General features: G+C 46.1%; 14 protein-coding genes. 13 read left to right on the top strand and 1 reads right to left on the bottom strand.

Annotated features, from left to right (window positions below):
* Window positions 1-92 precede the first annotated feature (92 nt).
* Window positions 93-2654 (bottom strand): penicillin-binding protein 1A, encoded by a 2562-nt coding sequence (locus tag AB4185_RS11180; protein ID WP_372135458.1) that lies wholly within the window; start codon window positions 2652-2654, stop codon window positions 93-95.
* A 151-nt stretch (window positions 2655-2805) separates the two neighbouring features.
* On the opposite strand from AB4185_RS11180, the gene pilM reads away from it, so the two are divergent.
* The 13 genes from pilM (at window position 2806) to AB4185_RS11115 (ending at window position 17455) form a co-directional block, all read left to right on the top strand.
* Window positions 2806-3831, top strand: coding sequence for a type IV pilus assembly protein PilM (gene pilM / locus AB4185_RS11175; RefSeq protein WP_372135457.1), 1026 nt, complete (start codon window positions 2806-2808; stop codon window positions 3829-3831).
* A complete protein-coding gene (locus tag AB4185_RS11170; RefSeq protein ID WP_372135456.1) occupies window positions 3815-4414 on the top strand; it encodes a PilN domain-containing protein in 600 nt (199 codons plus the stop codon). Before pilM ends, AB4185_RS11170 begins: the two co-directional genes overlap by 17 nt.
* Window positions 4407-5036 (top strand): type 4a pilus biogenesis protein PilO, encoded by a 630-nt coding sequence (locus AB4185_RS11165; RefSeq protein WP_017061128.1) that lies wholly within the window; start codon window positions 4407-4409, stop codon window positions 5034-5036. The genes AB4185_RS11170 and AB4185_RS11165 overlap by 8 nt, the downstream gene beginning before the upstream one ends.
* Window positions 5023-5541 carry a pilus assembly protein PilP gene (locus tag AB4185_RS11160; protein WP_017063694.1) on the top strand — a complete coding sequence of 173 codons (519 nt, stop codon included), beginning with the start codon at window positions 5023-5025 and terminating at the stop codon, window positions 5539-5541. Before AB4185_RS11165 ends, AB4185_RS11160 begins: the two co-directional genes overlap by 14 nt.
* Window positions 5542-5576: 35 nt before the next feature.
* The gene (locus AB4185_RS11155) at window positions 5577-7295 is read left to right on the top strand and encodes a type IV pilus secretin PilQ (RefSeq protein ID WP_032545762.1); all 1719 of its coding nucleotides are present in this window, start codon (window positions 5577-5579) and stop codon (window positions 7293-7295) included.
* Window positions 7296-7471: 176 nt separating this feature from the next.
* The gene (aroK, locus tag AB4185_RS11150) at window positions 7472-7990 is read left to right on the top strand and encodes a shikimate kinase AroK (protein ID WP_017061125.1); all 519 of its coding nucleotides are present in this window, start codon (window positions 7472-7474) and stop codon (window positions 7988-7990) included.
* 25 nt (window positions 7991-8015) lie between these two features.
* Window positions 8016-9104, top strand: a complete 1089-nt coding sequence (gene aroB, locus AB4185_RS11145) for a 3-dehydroquinate synthase (RefSeq protein WP_017066199.1) — start codon at window positions 8016-8018, stop codon at window positions 9102-9104.
* A 79-nt stretch (window positions 9105-9183) separates the two neighbouring features.
* Window positions 9184-10701, top strand: coding sequence for an SPOR domain-containing protein (locus AB4185_RS11140; protein WP_017066200.1), 1518 nt, complete (start codon window positions 9184-9186; stop codon window positions 10699-10701).
* Between the two features lie 69 nt (window positions 10702-10770).
* Window positions 10771-11619, top strand: coding sequence for a Dam family site-specific DNA-(adenine-N6)-methyltransferase (locus AB4185_RS11135; protein WP_017061122.1), 849 nt, complete (start codon window positions 10771-10773; stop codon window positions 11617-11619).
* A 200-nt stretch (window positions 11620-11819) separates the two neighbouring features.
* Window positions 11820-12494 carry a ribulose-phosphate 3-epimerase gene (gene rpe / locus AB4185_RS11130; protein ID WP_010435263.1) on the top strand — a complete coding sequence of 225 codons (675 nt, stop codon included), beginning with the start codon at window positions 11820-11822 and terminating at the stop codon, window positions 12492-12494.
* 102 nt (window positions 12495-12596) lie between these two features.
* The gene (locus AB4185_RS11125) at window positions 12597-13283 is read left to right on the top strand and encodes a phosphoglycolate phosphatase (RefSeq protein ID WP_017061120.1); all 687 of its coding nucleotides are present in this window, start codon (window positions 12597-12599) and stop codon (window positions 13281-13283) included.
* Between the two features lie 175 nt (window positions 13284-13458).
* Window positions 13459-14475 (top strand): tryptophan--tRNA ligase, encoded by a 1017-nt coding sequence (gene trpS, locus AB4185_RS11120; RefSeq protein ID WP_016796005.1) that lies wholly within the window; start codon window positions 13459-13461, stop codon window positions 14473-14475.
* A 385-nt stretch (window positions 14476-14860) separates the two neighbouring features.
* Window positions 14861-17455 carry an ExeM/NucH family extracellular endonuclease gene (locus AB4185_RS11115; RefSeq protein WP_372135455.1) on the top strand — a complete coding sequence of 865 codons (2595 nt, stop codon included), beginning with the start codon at window positions 14861-14863 and terminating at the stop codon, window positions 17453-17455.
* Window positions 17456-17473: the final 18 nt, after the last annotated feature.

Below are 17473 nucleotides of genomic sequence, written 5' to 3'. Positions count from 1 at the left end.
AGCCTAGTCTGGTCAGATATATAAAAAGGGTTGATATGAATTCATATCAACCCTTTTTGTTGGTTCATGTTACTAGGTTCTACAAACCCTAGTTAGAACAGTTCTTCTACTGCTTCACCTGATGAGGTTGAGTAGATGTCATCATTGAAACGCTCAGTGATGTACTCGGTTGGCTCTGTGCCTTTCTCGAAGTACTCGAACATTGATGAGCTATCGAACTTGTTGGTCAGTAAGCCAGTTTCACGGTCGATTCGAACACGGACGATGTTCTCCGGAATTTCTTTACGCTCAGCAGGAACACCCGCTAACGCCGTACCCATAAAATCAACCCATGCAGGTTCTGCTGTTTTCGCGCCAGCTTCTGCACCAGTAATCTGATTTTTACCAAGGTTCGAGTTCGCTTTAGTACGGCCTAGGTTGCGGTTGTGGTTATCAAAACCAACCCATACCGTAGCCACCATGCCAGGGCCGTAGCCGCTGTACCAAGTATCTTTAGAATCGTTGGTGGTACCCGTTTTTCCGCCAATGTCACGACGCTTCAACGGTTGTGCACGCCAACCAGTACCGTTCCAACCAGTGCCAGCGCTCCAATCACCGCCACCCCAGATGTTGCTGTACATCATTTCACGAACAAGGAATGCGTTCTGTTCAGAGATAACTTGAGGTGCGTATTGTACTTTGGCATCCACATCTTGCTCTGCAAACTCATCAGCCATTAGGTCTGAGGTCATTTGCTGTTGGCAATCGTCTTTACAAACCACTTTTGGTGTCGCTTCAAATTCAGTCTCACCAAATGGTGTCTCAATGCGACTGATGTAGAAAGGTTCAACGTAGTAGCCGCCATTAGCGAATACTGAGTAACCTTGAGCTACTTTCATTGGCGTTAAGCTACCCGCACCCAGAGCAATGGTCTCTGAACGAGGCACTTCGTCAATATCAAAACCAAATCGAGTTAGGTAGTTACGAGTATCATCTAGGCCTACTTCGCGCAGTACACGTACCGCCATTACGTTTTTAGACTGAGCTAAGCCAATACGTAAACGAGTTGGACCCACGTAAGTCGGTGGCGAGTTCTTTGGTCGCCATGCGGTACCTTGGCTCTTATCCCATTGGTTAATCGGTGCATCGTTGATCAGTGAGGCTAGCGTTAAGCCTTTCTCAATCGCTGCTGAGTAGATAAAGGGTTTGATACCAGAACCCACCTGACGAATAGATTGCGTTGCACGGTTGAACTTGTTGTGGACAAAGTTAAAGCCACCGACCATCGACAATACCGCGCCGTTGTTCGGGTTCATTGCAACAAATGCTGTGTTCGCATTCGGTACTTGGCTTAGTCGCCATACAATCGGTGTTTCTGATTCTGCAGTCGCTGACTCTTCTGTCGGCTCTTCAGAGACTTCATCGCCGGTAACGGCTTCATGGCGAACCCAGATTTGTTCACCAACCGCCAGAATTTCTTTCGCTTGAGAAGGCGCTGGTCCTTGGCGGTTATCCGTTAGGAATTTACGCGCCCAGTTCATGCCTTGCCATTCGATAGTGCCTTCACCTTGGTTCTTAACCCAAATTTGAGCACTTTTCGAATCAACCGCGGTAACAACAGCAGGGACTAGGTCACCATAGGTTGGTTGAGACTTAAGGTGTTTAACGATTTGTTCTTGATCCCACGCTGCTTGCGCAGTCTGCCACAATACTTTTTCAGCACCACGGTAGCCGTGACGCTCATCGTAGCCAAGTAGGTTCTTAATTGCGGCTTGGTTCGCTGCTTTTTGCAGTTTCGAATCAACGGTCGTGTAGACCTTCATGCCTGATGTATAAGCTTCTTCACCATAGCGTTCCACCATCCAAGCACGTGCAACTTCAGCAACATATGGCGCGCTCAGTTCGATCTCTGCACCGTGGTATTTCGAGATAAGCTCTTCGCTACGAGCGTCATCGAACTCTGCTTGAGTGATGTATTTCTCGTCTAACATACGACGCAATACAACGTTACGACGGTTAGTCGCGCGCTCAACAGAGTAAATAGGGTTCATTGTCGAAGGTGCTTTTGGCATACCCGCAAGGGTCGCAATTTCACTCAGCGTGAGATCAGGAAGATCTTTACCGAAGTAAACACGTGCTGCCGCGCCAAAACCATACGAACGGTGACCAAGGAAGATCTTGTTGACGTAAAGCTCCATGATCTCTTCTTTACTAAGAAGTTGCTCAATGTGGATCGCAATGAAGATCTCTTTGATCTTACGCATAATCTTTTTCTCATTAGATAAGAAGAAGTTACGCGCAAGCTGCTGAGTAATGGTACTCGCACCTTGTTTGGCTGAACCCGACATTGCAACCACGAGTGCTGCACGTGTGATACCGATTGGGTCAATACCTGGGTGTTCATAGAAACGGCTATCTTCGGTGGCAATCAGAGCCTCAACTAAGTGGCGAGGAATCTCGTCATAAGTGACTGGATTACGACGCTTTTCACCAAATTGAGAGATCAGCTTACCGTCTTGACTGAAGACTTGCATCGGCGTTTGGAGTTCTACGTCGCGCAAAGTGGCAACATCAGGCAACTCTGGTTTTACGTAAAAATAAAACCCGAAAATTGTACTGACTCCAAGAATCATGCAAATCAATGTAAATATGAATAATCGCTTTATGAACTTCACCGGATAATCCCTGATTAGTTAAGGCTGATAAGCAGCAAACCCTTGTACTCTAGGCTAAAAACTTAGCTTTCGTTTATTAACGCTTATTTAACTAATAATCACAACCCCTAGATAATCAACGAAATGCTTGGCACTTCAGGAGCTAGGTCACATGGGTTCATCATTAATTACAGGTATAGATATAAATCATCACAGCATCAAAGCCGTGGTACTAAAACCCGTGGGGGAGTTGTATGCCCTAGTGGGATACAAAGAGCTGCCGATTTCGGACGACATTTTTACAGCTAACCATACTTTGGAGTATCAGAAAACTGTTAAGAAACTTAAAGAACTTAGGAAAGGACTGCCTTTTGGCTGTCGCAAAGTCGCCATTTCGGTACCTGATAACACGGTGATCAGCAAAGTACTGCAAATAGAGAGTGAGTTAGAAGACAGAGAAAAAGAGTTTTCTATCTATCAAACCTTCGCCCATCAATCTCCCTTTCCTATCGAGGAGCTGAGTTTAGATTTTGTAAAGCTGGAAGACAAACGATTTGGTAAAGGTTCGACAAGCAGTTATCAGGTATACGCCACTCGTAAAGAAGTTGTGGATAGCCGAGCGGATGCATTAACCAAGGCTGGCTTCAAACCTGTGGTGGTGGATACACAGGCGCATGGGCTACTTAATATCTGGCAATTGGCCTCGCGCCTGTATCCCGATAAGAAAAACTGGTTGCTAGTGGATGTTGGAATCGACCAAACCTCGCTAGGGGTTATCCCGCAGAATTCGGCGCCTTTCTATAAAGACATCGCCTTTGGCACTCAAGATCTTCGCAGCTCAGATGACCCGAGTGATATCGAGAGCGTGTTCGGTACTATGGAAGAGACACATCAATTCATTGTTAACCTGATTGAGAAGCTCAAGCGTCAATTGCAGCTCTATTCATCGGGAAATGCGCAGCAACCTATCTCAGGGATTTGGTTGATGGGCGAGGGCGCCAGCATCCCTATGGTAACCGAAGAGCTAGAACGCCATTTTCAGTTGAGCTGCGAGTCATTGAATCCTTTGTCTTTATTTGAGAATAAGGTCGCCAAGAGACGCCGACTGCCGATTGACTGGCAACACTTTGGTATCGCGGCGGGTATGGCGATGAGTGGACTCAAGTGGCAGGGAGAGAAGCATGTTGCATCAAATTAACCTGCTGCCGTGGCGTGATGAGATTCGTGCTCAGCACAAGAAGCGTTTTATCCATCTGGTCATTCTTGGCGTCATCATTGCGCTTATAGGGCAGTGGGCGGTTGGTCACTATTTTCACGATCAACAAGCCAAGCAGCAAGCTCGCCTCAATTACCTCAATCGGTACATTGCTGAGCTCGACCGACAAATTCAGTCGTTAAAAGTCGCAGAGCAAGAACACAAAGCCATTCTGACTCGACTTGATGTGGTTGAGTCGCTGCAGCTTGGCCGTAATAAGACCACCGACTTCATGAACTTGATGCCGGAGCTGATTCCAGAGGGTGTCTATGTCGACAAGATAAAGATGAATGGTCAGGAGATTGAAATGTCGGGCATCAGCGACAGCACTGCTCGTCTCGCCACCATGTTGGACAACCTCGAACGTTCAGATTCTTTGAAAGGGGTCGAGATGCACTCTATCGTTCATAACCGCAAGCGCTTCAATAAAGAGTTTCAGACCTTCAAGGTCTCTTTTGTGTTTAGCCCTGTGTCTTTAGAAAACACAACCGCGAGCAGAAAAGATAAGGGGGCGCATCATGGCTAACCTTCAAAATAGGATTAGTAGGCAAAACAGGATGAGCTTGCAAGATCTCGATGTTGATGAGATCACCGAATGGCCATTGTTGCCTCAGCTTCTCGTGATTCTGGTGTTGATGGTGTTAATCCAAGGTGTTGGCACTTGGCTGTATCTGCTGCCGCTCGACGAGGAACTGAAACAGATGAAGCAACAGGAGCAGACCTTAAAAACGACCTTGAGGATAAAGGCGAATAAGGTTGCAGCCTTGCCTAAGTTGCAGAGCCAGTTGGATGAGCTAACTAGTCGCTACGATTATCTATTAGAGCAGCTGCCCGTTCAAAAGGAGTTAGCGAGCATGTTGGCCTCCGTGAATGAGCTCGGCTTGGATAACTCGCTGACCTTCACACGAATCGATTGGGGGCAAAAGCAGAATAAGGAGTTTCTCTATCGATTGCCTCTCAATATAGAGCTGACAGGTGACTATCACGAGATTGGTGACTTCTCTGCTGCCATCGCCAAGCTGCCGCGTATTATTAGCTTTGATGATGTGAATTGGCAGCGAGTCAGTCAAGAAAGTAGCACGCTGCACTTTAGGGTTCGAGCTTATACCTACCAGTTTAAATCGGAGGTTAATGATGAAACCCAATAGCGCGTTTTACTCAATCGTATTGATGCTTGCGTTGTCAGGCTGCAAAGCTAATCAAGACTCACTGCAAGATTTTGTGGCGCAGGTTGAAGCCAAGGCGAGAAAAGATGTCGAGCAACTTGTCCCAGCAACTGAATTCACGGCGGCGACTTATCAGCGCCGATCTTTGCGTCCTCCCTTTGAACTGCCTAAAGAAGCCATTGTGCAAAACCAACCCTTGGTTAAGAAAGACTGTTGGCAACCCAGCGCCCGTTCTCGTAATGGCAAGTTAGAGAAGTACCCGCTGAGTAAGCTTCGTTTAAGAGGCGTGATGGGCAGTGGCTCAAGCGTGTTTGGCTTAGTGCAAACACCCAAAGGCAACGTGGTAAACGTCAAGAAAGGCCAGTTTATCGGCTTAAACAATGGCCGAGTTACTAAGGTGACGAGCCAATACGTTCAGATTAATGAAACTCTTCCAGATGGCTTAGGTTGTTGGCATAAGCGCAACGTTAGGCTGGCTCTGAAGTAAACCAATGTCACATGATGTGGATATGAGATGTAAATATGATTAAAGGAATAAGTGGATTAGTGAGCAAGGCTCTACAAGGTTTTGCTGTGTCTGTGATGTTGGTTGTTAGCGTGCTCAGCCATGCCGAGAGCTTACCGAACAAATTGGAGAATATTGATTTTAGGGTCAATAAGGATAAAGACGCCGTCATCATTATTGAGCTGGCGACCAGCACAGCAGTGGTGGATGTTCAACGAGCTCAGGAAGGGTTAAGTATCGAGCTAATCAATACTCAAGTTGATGATGACAAGCTCTACCTGCTGGATGTGAAGGATTTCGCTACCTTGGTTGAAGGCATTGAAGTCTATAAAGAGACACCAAGCACTCGGCTTCTAGCGACGATTAGCAATGACTATCAGTATGAATACAACCTAAAGGGGCGCTTTATTGAGGTGGTGATCAGCAAACCGGTGCTCGATGAAGCGACCAAAGAAAAAAGCGTTCTAGAGAAAGAGGGCAAGCTGATATCGATTAACTTCCAGGATATCCCGGTACGAAATGTCCTGCAACTGATTGCCGATTACAACGACTTCAATCTCGTGGTGTCTGATTCGGTAGCCGGAAACCTGACGTTACGCTTAGATGGCGTACCTTGGCAGCAAGTTCTCGACATTATCTTGCAAGTTAAAGGCTTGGATAAGCGTGTTGATGGCAATGTTATCTTGGTCGCGCCGAAAGCGGAGCTCGACCTTCGAGAGCAACAAGCGTTAGAGAAATCGCGCTTAGAAGAGGAGTTAGGGGAGCTTAAATCGGAAATCATCAAGATTAACTTTGCTAAAGCCACCGACATCGCTGACATGATTGGAGGTGAAGGTGCGGTCAGCATGTTGTCCGATCGTGGTTCGATTACCATTGATGAGCGCACCAACTCACTGCTCATTCGTGAATTGGAAGAAAACATTGCCGTGATCCGAGGCATCATTGAATCGTTAGACATTCCCGTGAAGCAGGTACAGATAGAGGCACGTATTGTCACGGTTACTGAGGGTAATCTTGATGAGCTTGGCGTGCGCTGGGGCGTTTCCTCAACCAACGGAAGCTTCACCGTTGGTGGCTCAATCGAAGGTAACCACCCATCAGCGATTACGCCGTATGACGACGATAGCGGCAGCAGCGTGATTGATGACTATCTCAACGTCAATTTAGGGGCAACATCGCCGAACGCCTCGAGTATTGCGTTTCAGGTGGCCAAACTGGGTTCAGATACCTTACTCGATCTTGAACTGTCGGCACTGCAACAAGAGTCAAAAGCTGAAATCATTTCTAGTCCACGCTTAATCACCACCAATAAAAAGCCGGCTTATATTGAGCAAGGTACTGAAATTCCTTACTTAGAGTCATCTTCAAGTGGTGCTACGTCGGTTGCATTTAAGAAAGCCGTGTTGAGTCTTAAGGTGACACCGCAGATCACGCCCGATAATCGTTTGGTATTGGATTTGAGCGTGACTCAAGATAGGCCAGGGCAAGTGGTAAAAACTGGAACCGGTGAAGCGGTCGCCATTGATACGCAAAGAATAGGTACGCAAGTGCTTGTTAATAATGGTGAAACTGTCGTGCTTGGCGGGATATTTCAGCACAGCGTGAGCAGTACAGTGGATAAAGTTCCTCTGTTGGGGGACCTGCCAGTTTTGGGCGCATTGTTCCGTCGCAGCTATGAAAATGTGGGTAAAAGTGAACTACTTATTTTTGTCACACCCAAAGTTGTGATTCAGTAATGAACAATTAGATTAAAAATAAAGTTGCATTAGTGGCACCTAACCTTGATAATTTCGGGTCTTATCACGAATTATCTGTGAGGAATCGGTGCCACGGGCCTTTTAATTTCAGTACTTGTACTGACCTACCTTGTGGCGATGTCATTGAATTAACGTTGTAAATTACTGCTAAAAACATGGCTGAGAAACGCAATATTTTTCTTGTTGGCCCAATGGGCGCCGGCAAAAGTACAATTGGTAGACACCTAGCTTCCCAACTTCATATGGAGTTTCTAGACTCTGACACTGTGATCGAAGAGCGCACTGGCGCAGACATCGCATGGGTTTTTGATGTTGAGGGCGAAGAAGGTTTCCGTAAGCGCGAAGAATCTGTAATCAATGATCTGACAGAAGAACAAGGTATTGTTCTTGCGACAGGTGGTGGTTCAGTGTTGAGCAAAGAAAACCGTAACCGTCTATCTGCACGAGGCATTGTTGTATACCTAGAGACAACAATTGAAAAGCAACTTGCTCGCACTAACCGCGACAAGAAACGCCCTCTACTTCAAACAGACAACCCGCGTGATGTGCTAGAAGATCTAGCTGTATCTCGCAACGCACTATACGAAGAAGTGGCGGACTACACAGTTCGTACTGACGACCAAAGTGCAAAAGTGGTAGCCAACCAGATCGTAAAAATGCTAGAAGAACGTTAAGTTCATTTTTTCGGAGAGCAAACCCATGGAACGGATTACGGTCAATCTAGCTGAGCGTAGCTACCCTATCTCTATTGGCGCCGGGTTATTTGAAGACCCGGCGTACCTTTCTTTTTTATCAGGTAAGCAGAAAGTTGTTGTTATCAGTAATGTGACAGTAGCGCCTCTTTATGCTGATAAAATTTTATCGCTATTGGATCAAGTCGGCTGTCAGACATCTCTTCTCGAACTGCCAGACGGTGAACAGTACAAAACCCTTGAAACGTTCAATTCAGTGATGAGCTACATGCTTGAAGGAAATTACAGCCGCGATGTGGTGGTGATTGCTTTAGGAGGTGGTGTTATCGGTGACTTGGTCGGTTTTGCTGCCTCTTGTTACCAGCGCGGTATTGATTTCATTCAAATCCCGACGACCCTTCTTTCTCAAGTGGACTCTTCTGTTGGTGGTAAAACCGCAGTAAACCATCCTCTTGGTAAGAATATGATCGGCGCTTTTTACCAACCGAAATCTGTGATCATCGATACCAACTGTTTATCAACGCTTCCAGAGCGTGAGTTTGCAGCGGGCATTGCTGAGGTGATCAAATACGGCATCATTTACGATGAAGCCTTCTTTGATTGGTTGGAGCAGAATCTAGAGAAACTTTATCAACTTGATGAAGAAGCACTGATTACCGCGATTGCTCGTTGTTGTGCAATTAAGGCTGAAGTGGTGGCTCTAGATGAAAAAGAGTCAGGAATCAGAGCGTTATTGAACCTAGGTCATACATTTGGTCATGCGATTGAAGCAGAACTAGGCTATGGTATTTGGCTACATGGTGAAGCTGTGTCGTCAGGCACTGTAATGGCAGCTAAAACAGCTCAATTACAGGGACTGATCTCTCAGCAGCAACTTGAGCGAATTATTTCTATACTCAAGAATGCGAAACTACCAATCCATACGCCAGAAAGCATGTCTTTTGAAGACTTTATGAAGCACATGATGCGCGATAAAAAAGTGCTGTCTGGTCAGTTGCGTTTGGTATTACCAACAAGTATTGGTACTGCTGAAGTGGTTGCTGATGTGCCTCAAGACATCATTAAACAAGCGATCGATTTCTGCCGTACTCTTTAAATTTGGTTGTGAGGTTGCCTAGCTAAACTCTAGGCAACTGAAGCGTTTTACTGATCGATCTTATCAGTAGGGATCCCCAATGAGTTTGGCTCATGAATTAAGAGTATTAGAGTTAGAATCTCAAGTTGAGCTGCTAGAGCGCTTACAGCTTTTGACTAACTTTGGTTCAAACCTTGTGACGGTGGCGGGCAAAGCTGGCTCTGGCCGATCTTGGTTGGCTCAGCGTTATCTTGAAGCATGGTCGACAGAAAAAAATCAGTGTTTACTGCTTTGTCATCCAAGCCAAGACGATCAACAACGCCGCGCGCTTATTCTTAGCCAAATTGTTTCTGATCCCCTGTTTAATCAACATGATTCCTTATCGGATAGCCTAACAAGGTTACTGGATGGAGAACCGTGTAATGTGGTTATCGTCGTTGATGATGCCCAACGACTTTCTGAGCTATTGGTATCCGAATTATGGATGTTGGTACTGGAAGCTCAATCAAACACTCAATGGACGATCAATATCGTTCTCTTCTCGGAACCTGGCCACTTAGATACGTTATTAACGCGTTTGAGTTACGGTCAACAACACAAACCTATCGATCTTGAGATCGATGACCTTTCGCAACCAGAAGCTGAACATTTCTTTGAATCACTGGTGATTCGATATGTTGATGATGAGTCTGAAACTCGCGTGCGACGTGCGTTTAATAAAGCGCAACCTCTGCCCGGTGAGTTAATGGCTTTAGGAGAATTGAAAGTGGAAAAAAGGATTATTATTCGCTCAATTATTGGCTCACCCATCAATATCGCGATTGTGGTGGCCTTGCTGTTGATTTTAATTGGTGGTGGTTATTGGTGGATGTTCAGTCAACCAACCCCTGACGATAAAGCGCAATCTCTTATCGCTCCGATTGAACAGACAGCTATCCCAACTTTTGAAGTGGAAAGTGGTACCGAGCAAGCTGGAATCGACGGAATGGACGATTCTGAAGCCGAAGCTGACATGAGTTATCAAGGTGCTGATGACGACAGCTCATCTTTGCCACCGACTGTCGTTGAAGATACCGCGAGTGTTGGAGAAGTCGAACAAGATCAGCAGCGTGTCGTAATCACCTCTGATGTGGTTGATGCCTTGCTTGATGATAAACCTGAAAGTGCCGATACCAGTGCGATTGATGCTGCTGTTGAAGAAAACACAGGTGCCGCGGTGAGTTCGCAATCAGATGCAGACAAAGTGGAGTCACAACCTTCAGCCGATGAAGCAACAGACCTAACACAGTCCACGCCACCGACTAAGAAAATTACATTCTCATTTTCTCGCGAAGAGTTACAAGCTATCTCTCCGCGAGCTTATACTTTGCAGTTGAGTGCGATGACCTCATTGGACGACGTACAGTCTTTCATTGAAGAGTATGACCTTGAGAACAAGGTTCGTATTTACCCAACACTTCGCAACGACACCAAGTGGTTTATTATCACTTATCAAGATTACCCAACGATTCAAGTGGCGAGAGACGCGGTAAGTGCGTTATCAAAACCCCTTCAACAGTTGGAACCTTGGGCAAAATCGATGAATCAAGTGCATCGAGAGATAGAACGTGCGAAATAACCCTGAGCTTAGCCTCAAAATATGTTACATTCCGCAGCCTTATTTTTGAGTTGATAGATAGAGCAGTAAATGAAAAAGCAGCGTGCCTTTCTAAAATGGGCTGGTGGTAAATATGGCCTAGTTGAAGACATCCAACGTCACCTGCCACCTGCTCGTAAATTGGTAGAACCGTTTGTCGGTGCCGGCTCAGTATTTCTGAATACTGACTTTGAACAGTACCTGCTTGCAGATATCAATCCCGATCTTATCAACCTGTACAACCTGCTTAAAACCGATCCTGAAACTTATATCACGGAAGCGAAGCGCTGGTTCTGTCCTGAGAACAACCGTAAAGAAGCCTTCTTAGATATTCGCGCTGAGTTCAATGGTACAGATAACGTCATGTATCGTTCATTGGCTTTCTTGTATATGAACCGATTTGGCTTCAATGGCCTATGTCGTTACAACAAGAAGGGCGGTTTTAACGTTCCATTTGGTTCTTATAAAAAACCTTACTTCCCAGAAGCTGAGCTGGAATTTTTTGCCGAGAAAGCGAAAAAAGCCACCTTCGTCTGTGAGGGATACCATGAAACCTTTAGCCGCGCGCGCAAAGGCTGTGTGGTTTACTGCGATCCTCCATACGCACCACTATCGAACACGGCAAACTTTACCTCTTACGCAGGTAATGGCTTTAGCTTAGATGACCAAGCTGCACTGGCGGATGTTGCTGAAAAAGCAGCGATGGAACGAGGCATCCCTGTCTTGATCTCAAACCATGACACCACCTTAACGCGCCGTTTATACCATGGTGCAGAACTGAACGTGGTCAAGGTTAAGCGCACCATTAGCCGTAATGGCGCAGGGCGCAATAAAGTCGATGAGTTACTGGCACTTTTTCATAAAGAGAAAAACCAGCAACACGCTTCAGAAGAATTGTAGCGGCCAACATAACCCTCGAACTCATTAAATTGAGTGACCAACGGGTACTTTCATAAACTAATCTTTCGAACTGCTAGGATCTGCTTAGTTGCTTAGGTAGAATTGCACACCAAATAGTCTTGGAATTGAGTCTTGTATTTGTATATGAGATGTCACAAGGCGGTGATATTCGCAATTTACTCACTCTTAAGAGGTTTGGTATGAAAGATTTTCTAATCGCTCCATCGATTTTGTCTGCAGATTTTGCTCGTCTTGGTGAAGACGTAGAAAAAGTACTCGCAGCTGGTGCTGATGTTGTGCACTTCGATGTGATGGACAACCACTACGTACCTAACCTGACTTTTGGCGCGCCTATCTGTAAAGCGCTGCGCGACTACGGTATTACGGCTCCTATCGATGTTCACCTTATGGTTAAGCCAGTAGACAGCATCGTGCCTGAGTTTGCTAAAGCCGGCGCATCAATGATTACCTTCCACGTTGAAGCTTCAGAGCACATCGATCGCACTCTACAGCTAATCAAAGAGCACGGCTGTAAAGCGGGTGTGGTTCTTAACCCTGCAACGCCGCTTTCTTGCTTAGATTACATCCTAGACAAAGTAGACATGATTCTACTGATGTCTGTGAACCCAGGCTTCGGCGGTCAATCTTTCATTCCGCACACGCTAGATAAACTACGTGCTGTTCGTAAGCTGATTGATGAGTCAGGCCGTGACATTCGCCTTGAGATTGATGGCGGCGTGAAGGTTGATAACATCCGTGAAATCGCAGAAGCGGGCGCAGATATGTTCGTTGCGGGTTCAGCTATCTTCAATCAACCAGATTACAAAGAAGTGATTGATGAGATGCGTGCAGAGCTTGCAAAAGTAAACGCATAATCGTAAAACTACAGATAGATTGAATATTAAGGGGCTAATTTGCCCCTTTTTTACGTCTTATCGCTCAACTCATAAGACGAATATAATAAATAGGAAAGTAAGATGTCATTAAGCTCAATAAAACTGATCGCCTTTGATTTGGATGGAACCTTGTTAGACAGCGTGCCTGATTTGGCCGTTGCTGCTGACCAAGCTTGTCAGGAGTTGGGCTTCCCTTCAGTGAGCGAAGAACAAGTTCGCGACTACGTAGGTAATGGTGCTGATGTTCTTATCGGACGTTCACTCAGCCGTAACTTGACGGTTGACCCAAGCCTAGAGCCAGAGCTACTGAAAAAAGCACGCATCCTGTTTGATGATTTCTATGAGCAGGGCGGTCACAAGCTAAGTCACCTTTACCCATCGGTTAAAGAGACGCTGGCTGAGCTGGATAAAGCCGGCTTCACTATGGCGCTGGTTACCAACAAGCCATCGAAGTTTGTACCAGACGTACTGGCGCAACACGGTATTGATAAGTACTTTGTTGATGTGTTGGGTGGCGACTCTTTCCCAGAGAAAAAACCGAACCCAGTCGCTCTGAACTGGTTGCTAGAAAAGCACAATGTAAAAGCGGAAGAGATGTTGATGGTTGGCGATTCAAGCAACGACATTAAAGCGGCTAAGAATGCAGGTTGTCACTCGTTTGGTCTGACTTACGGTTATAACCACGGCGAGCCGATTTCAGCATCAAACCCTGACTATGTCGCGGATAACGTCGCGCAATTACTAGATGTCGTTCTAGTTTCAGCATAAAGCGGACAAAAGTTAGCTAACCTACTAGCAAAATACTTATCAATGAGTACACTGGATGAGCCGTACAGAAGAGCTGTGCGGCTTTCTATTTTAAAGTTAAGAAGCTAAGTTTTTCAGATACTAGGTTAAGAAACTAAGTTAACGAGCTTAGCGAACAAGCAAAGGAATTAAAAGCATGAGCAAGCCCATCGTATTGAGTGGTGTTCAACCATCTGGTGAACTAAGTATCGGTAACTACTTGGGTGCTCTACGTCAATGGCAACAGATGCAAGATGATTACGATTGCCAATACTGTGTTGTAGACCTTCACGCAATTACGGTTCGCCAAGACCCGAAAGCACTGCATGAAGCGACTCTAGACGCACTAGCAATCTGTCTTGCTGTCGGTGTTGATCCAAAGAAGAGCACGCTATTTGTTCAGTCACACGTACCAGAGCATGCTCAACTTGGTTGGCTTCTTAACTGTTACACGCAAATGGGTGAACTGAGCCGTATGACTCAGTTTAAAGATAAGTCTGCACGCCACTCAAACGACGTAAACGTAGGCCTATACGACTACCCAGTGTTGATGGCTGCAGACATCCTGCTTTACGGTGCTCATCAAGTGCCTGTAGGTAGCGACCAGAAACAACACTTAGAGTTAGCGCGTGATATCGCAACTCGCTTCAACAACATCTACGGTCCTGAAACGCCAATCTTCCAAGTACCAGAACCTTACATTCCAACAGTGAATGCACGTGTAATGAGCCTGCAAGATGCGACGAAGAAGATGTCTAAGTCAGACGACAACCGTAAGAACGTGATTACTTTGCTAGAAGAACCTAAGTCGATCATCAAGAAGATCAACAAAGCGCAAACCGATGCAGAAACACCACCACGCATTGCTCACGATTGGGAAAACAAAGCGGGTATCTCTAACCTAATGGGTCTGTACTCTGCAGCGACAGGTAAAACGTTCGAAGAGATCGAAGCGCAGTACCAAGGCGTTGAAATGTACGGTCCGTTCAAGAAAGACGTAGGCGCAGCATTGGTTGAGATGCTTGAGCCGATTCAAGCTGAATATCACCGTATCCGTGCTGACCGTGCCTACATGGACGCAGTAATGAAAGCCGGTGCTGAAAAAGCCTCTGAACGTGCTGCAGTGACACTGAAAAAAGCATACGAAGCAGTAGGTTTTGTTACTCGCCCATAGGGTGAACTAACACAACTCGCTTGAGAATTTGAGCCCAAAGTAGCTGTTGTTTACTTTGGGCTTTTTCATGCCCATTCCATTTGCCTTCCTCGAAACCCCCTTGTTTGAATTGATAATTTACCCAGTATTTAGCTAGCATATCCATCACTGTAATGCTGTGCAGATGATCTTATTTGGTACCCTCAAGCTTTATAAAATTACACTCGTTTCTATATATGTTGGAAATATATAACGTGCCAAACAATTGATGATTCCAAAGTGATAAGTTCCTCATTTTCTTGCCAACTGACTTATTCCTTTCATAAATAAACCTGATAGTTACCACAAAATACATGACTGCCCATAGATGGCAGTGACTATAACTCGATGAACTCAGGTGAAACGGATGGCTCTTTTACACAAACCTTCATTGCTAGCAGTGGCAATTGGTAGCTTGTTAACTACAAGCGCACACGCTGATTTGTTTATTTCACAATATGTGGAAGGCGGCAGCTATAACAAAGCGGTTGAGATTGCCAATAGTGGCGATAGCAGCATTAGTTTAGATGGTTACTCATTGGCGAAATCTGCCAATGGCAACGGATCATGGGGTGCCACTTTACCTTTAGATGGACACGTTTTAGCACCCGGTGAAGTACTCGTGGTCGCACATTCTAGTGCGAGTGATGAGATTAAAGCTCAAGCTGACATCATTAATGCCTCTATCGCCAATCATAATGGTGACGACCCGCTGGCTATCTTGAATTCAGACGGCTCGGTACATGATGTTGTTGGTTTGATGGGCGATGTGGACTGGGGCAAAGATGTTACTTTGGTTCGTGCGACACAAACACCTTCTGCGACGTTTGATGCTTCACAATGGGTATCGCTACCAAAAGACAGCATTGAAGGCCTAGGTTCACTAGACAGCGTTGAACTGCCAGAAGCGTTCACTTGTACACAAGATGGCTCTGACCCAGTATTCACCACCATTCAAGAAATCCAAGGTGAGGGCGCTACATCGCCATTCATCGATGACTACCCATACATCACCGACGATGAATATTTCGTAAAAGGTGTGGTAAGTGCGGTAACAACAGGCCTAACTAAAGGCTTCTACCTGCAAGCACTTGAGGATGATTTCAACTCAAGCACTTCTGAGGGTCTATTTATTCATACCAACCAGTCGAGCTCAGAGCTAGTAGCCGGTGATGTAGTGTGTGTGAAAGGCAAGGTTCAAGAATACTACAGCCACACTCAGCTGAAAGTAGAAAACAACCAATGGCTAAAACAGGGCGAGCGGCAGGCACCTGAAGCTACGGCGATTGAAGTGCTAGACAGTGACGAGAACTTCGCTGCAACGCTTGAACGCTACGAAGGCATGTTGGTGAAAACAACCGAAGCGCTTGATATGCGTGTGACGCGTACCTTTGGTTATGACTACGCAGGTCGTCGTAACAACATGGTACTGGCGCATGAGCGTATTAACATGCAGCCGAACCAGCTTTTCGCCGCGGGATCTGACGAAGCGAAGCAGCAAACTGAAGACAACGCAGACCGCCGTCTTTTCGTTGAAACCGATCAAAAAGCGGCTGATGGACAAGTCCCTTTCTACCCAGATTTTGGCCGCACTGATATCGACCAAGATGGTTCAACAGAAGATTACATCCGCATTGATGACACCATTGTTGGCCTAGAAGGCGTGCTGACTTACAGCTACGGTGAGTACCGTTTAATTGCGACTAACCAGATCTCGGCTGAAAACTATGTGCGTAACGATCCGCGTACCGACAAACCAGACATGGATGAAGGCGACCTACGTATTGCGACCTTCAACGTATTGAACTACTTCAACTCTCCATTTGGTGGCGACGCGAATCAGCACGGCAATAACCGTGGCGCGAACACCATCACTGAGTTTGAGATGCAGCAAGAGAAGATTGTGAACGCGATTCTTCGCTTAGATGCAGACATCATTGGCTTGATGGAAATTGAGAACAATGGCTTTGGTGAAGGCTCTGCCATTCAGCAACTTGTAAACCAACTGAATGATCGCATTGAGCGTAAGAAAGACCGTTATACCTTTGTGGCTGTCGACTCGAACGAAGACGGCGTAACCGACGAGATGGACTCGATTGGTACCGATGTAATCACAACCGGTGTTATCTACCGTAAGAAGGTGGTTAAGCTTAAAGACAGCCGTGTTATCGCGATGCCAAGCCAACAAGCACCAGAGGTGTTAGACGATTCAGGCAAGGTGATTGAAGACGGTAAGAACTACCAACGTGACTCATTGGCGCCAACCTTTAAAGTTAAAGGCACCAAAGAGAAACTCACCGTAGCGATCAACCACTTTAAATCGAAAGGCTCTAAGTGTTGGGAAGATGCTGCTCCGATTGAGCAGGGCGGCCAAGGCGGCGTTGATGCCGATAAGCAAGGTTCATGTGAGAACTTCCGTGTTGCTGCGGCGGTTGCATTAGGTGAAGCGCTAGACGGCATCAAAGGCCATAAAGTGATTCTGGGTGATATGAACTCGTACGGCATGGAAGATCCAATGCTGGTGCTAACCGATTACTCGGAAGAGAAATACGGCAAGCAGATCAAAGCAGCTCGTAATACCTACATTGATGGTGTTGAGCAGTTTGGTGATAGCGGTGCGGTGATTACGAAGAACTACGGTTATATCAATGCTGTGGCTCAAAAGCACCCAGACAGCTGGAGCTACTCATACAATGATGAAGTTGGCGCTCTAGACCACCTGCTGATCAGCGAAAGCCTGAAAGATAGGGTTGTCGATGCTACCGATTGGCACATCAATGGGGGTGAGTCGACGTTGTTTGACTACAACGAAGAGTACAAAGGTGACCTACCTAAGTACCAAGATCACTTCCGTTCATCGGATCATGATCCTGCCGTTCTTGAGCTAAGAGTAGGCGGTTCATTTGGCTTCGGTGCTCTTATGTCACTATTTGGCTTAGCAATGTGGCGTCGTCGTAAGTAGCTCAATCACAAATAGATT

Origin of the sequence: Vibrio sp. 10N.286.48.F5, assembly GCF_041469785.1 — a bacterium.
Lineage (GTDB): Bacteria > Pseudomonadota > Gammaproteobacteria > Enterobacterales > Vibrionaceae > Vibrio > Vibrio crassostreae_C.
The sequence above is the reverse complement of the archived record's forward strand: the minus strand, read 5'-3'. Positions and strand labels throughout refer to the sequence as shown.

Coding starts and splice junctions, on each gene's coding strand:
- AB4185_RS11125 (WP_017061120.1), top strand. CDS start 12,597: ATGTCATTAAGCTCAATAAAACTGATCGCCTTTGATTTGGATGGAACC.
- AB4185_RS11115 (WP_372135455.1), top strand. CDS start 14,861: ATGGCTCTTTTACACAAACCTTCATTGCTAGCAGTGGCAATTGGTAGC.
- AB4185_RS11135 (WP_017061122.1), top strand. CDS start 10,771: ATGAAAAAGCAGCGTGCCTTTCTAAAATGGGCTGGTGGTAAATATGGC.
- AB4185_RS11155 (WP_032545762.1), top strand. CDS start 5,577: ATGATTAAAGGAATAAGTGGATTAGTGAGCAAGGCTCTACAAGGTTTT.
- aroK (WP_017061125.1), top strand. CDS start 7,472: ATGGCTGAGAAACGCAATATTTTTCTTGTTGGCCCAATGGGCGCCGGC.
- AB4185_RS11170 (WP_372135456.1), top strand. CDS start 3,815: ATGTTGCATCAAATTAACCTGCTGCCGTGGCGTGATGAGATTCGTGCT.
- trpS (WP_016796005.1), top strand. CDS start 13,459: ATGAGCAAGCCCATCGTATTGAGTGGTGTTCAACCATCTGGTGAACTA.
- aroB (WP_017066199.1), top strand. CDS start 8,016: ATGGAACGGATTACGGTCAATCTAGCTGAGCGTAGCTACCCTATCTCT.
- rpe (WP_010435263.1), top strand. CDS start 11,820: ATGAAAGATTTTCTAATCGCTCCATCGATTTTGTCTGCAGATTTTGCT.
- pilM (WP_372135457.1), top strand. CDS start 2,806: ATGGGTTCATCATTAATTACAGGTATAGATATAAATCATCACAGCATC.
- AB4185_RS11165 (WP_017061128.1), top strand. CDS start 4,407: ATGGCTAACCTTCAAAATAGGATTAGTAGGCAAAACAGGATGAGCTTG.
- AB4185_RS11160 (WP_017063694.1), top strand. CDS start 5,023: ATGAAACCCAATAGCGCGTTTTACTCAATCGTATTGATGCTTGCGTTG.
- AB4185_RS11140 (WP_017066200.1), top strand. CDS start 9,184: ATGAGTTTGGCTCATGAATTAAGAGTATTAGAGTTAGAATCTCAAGTT.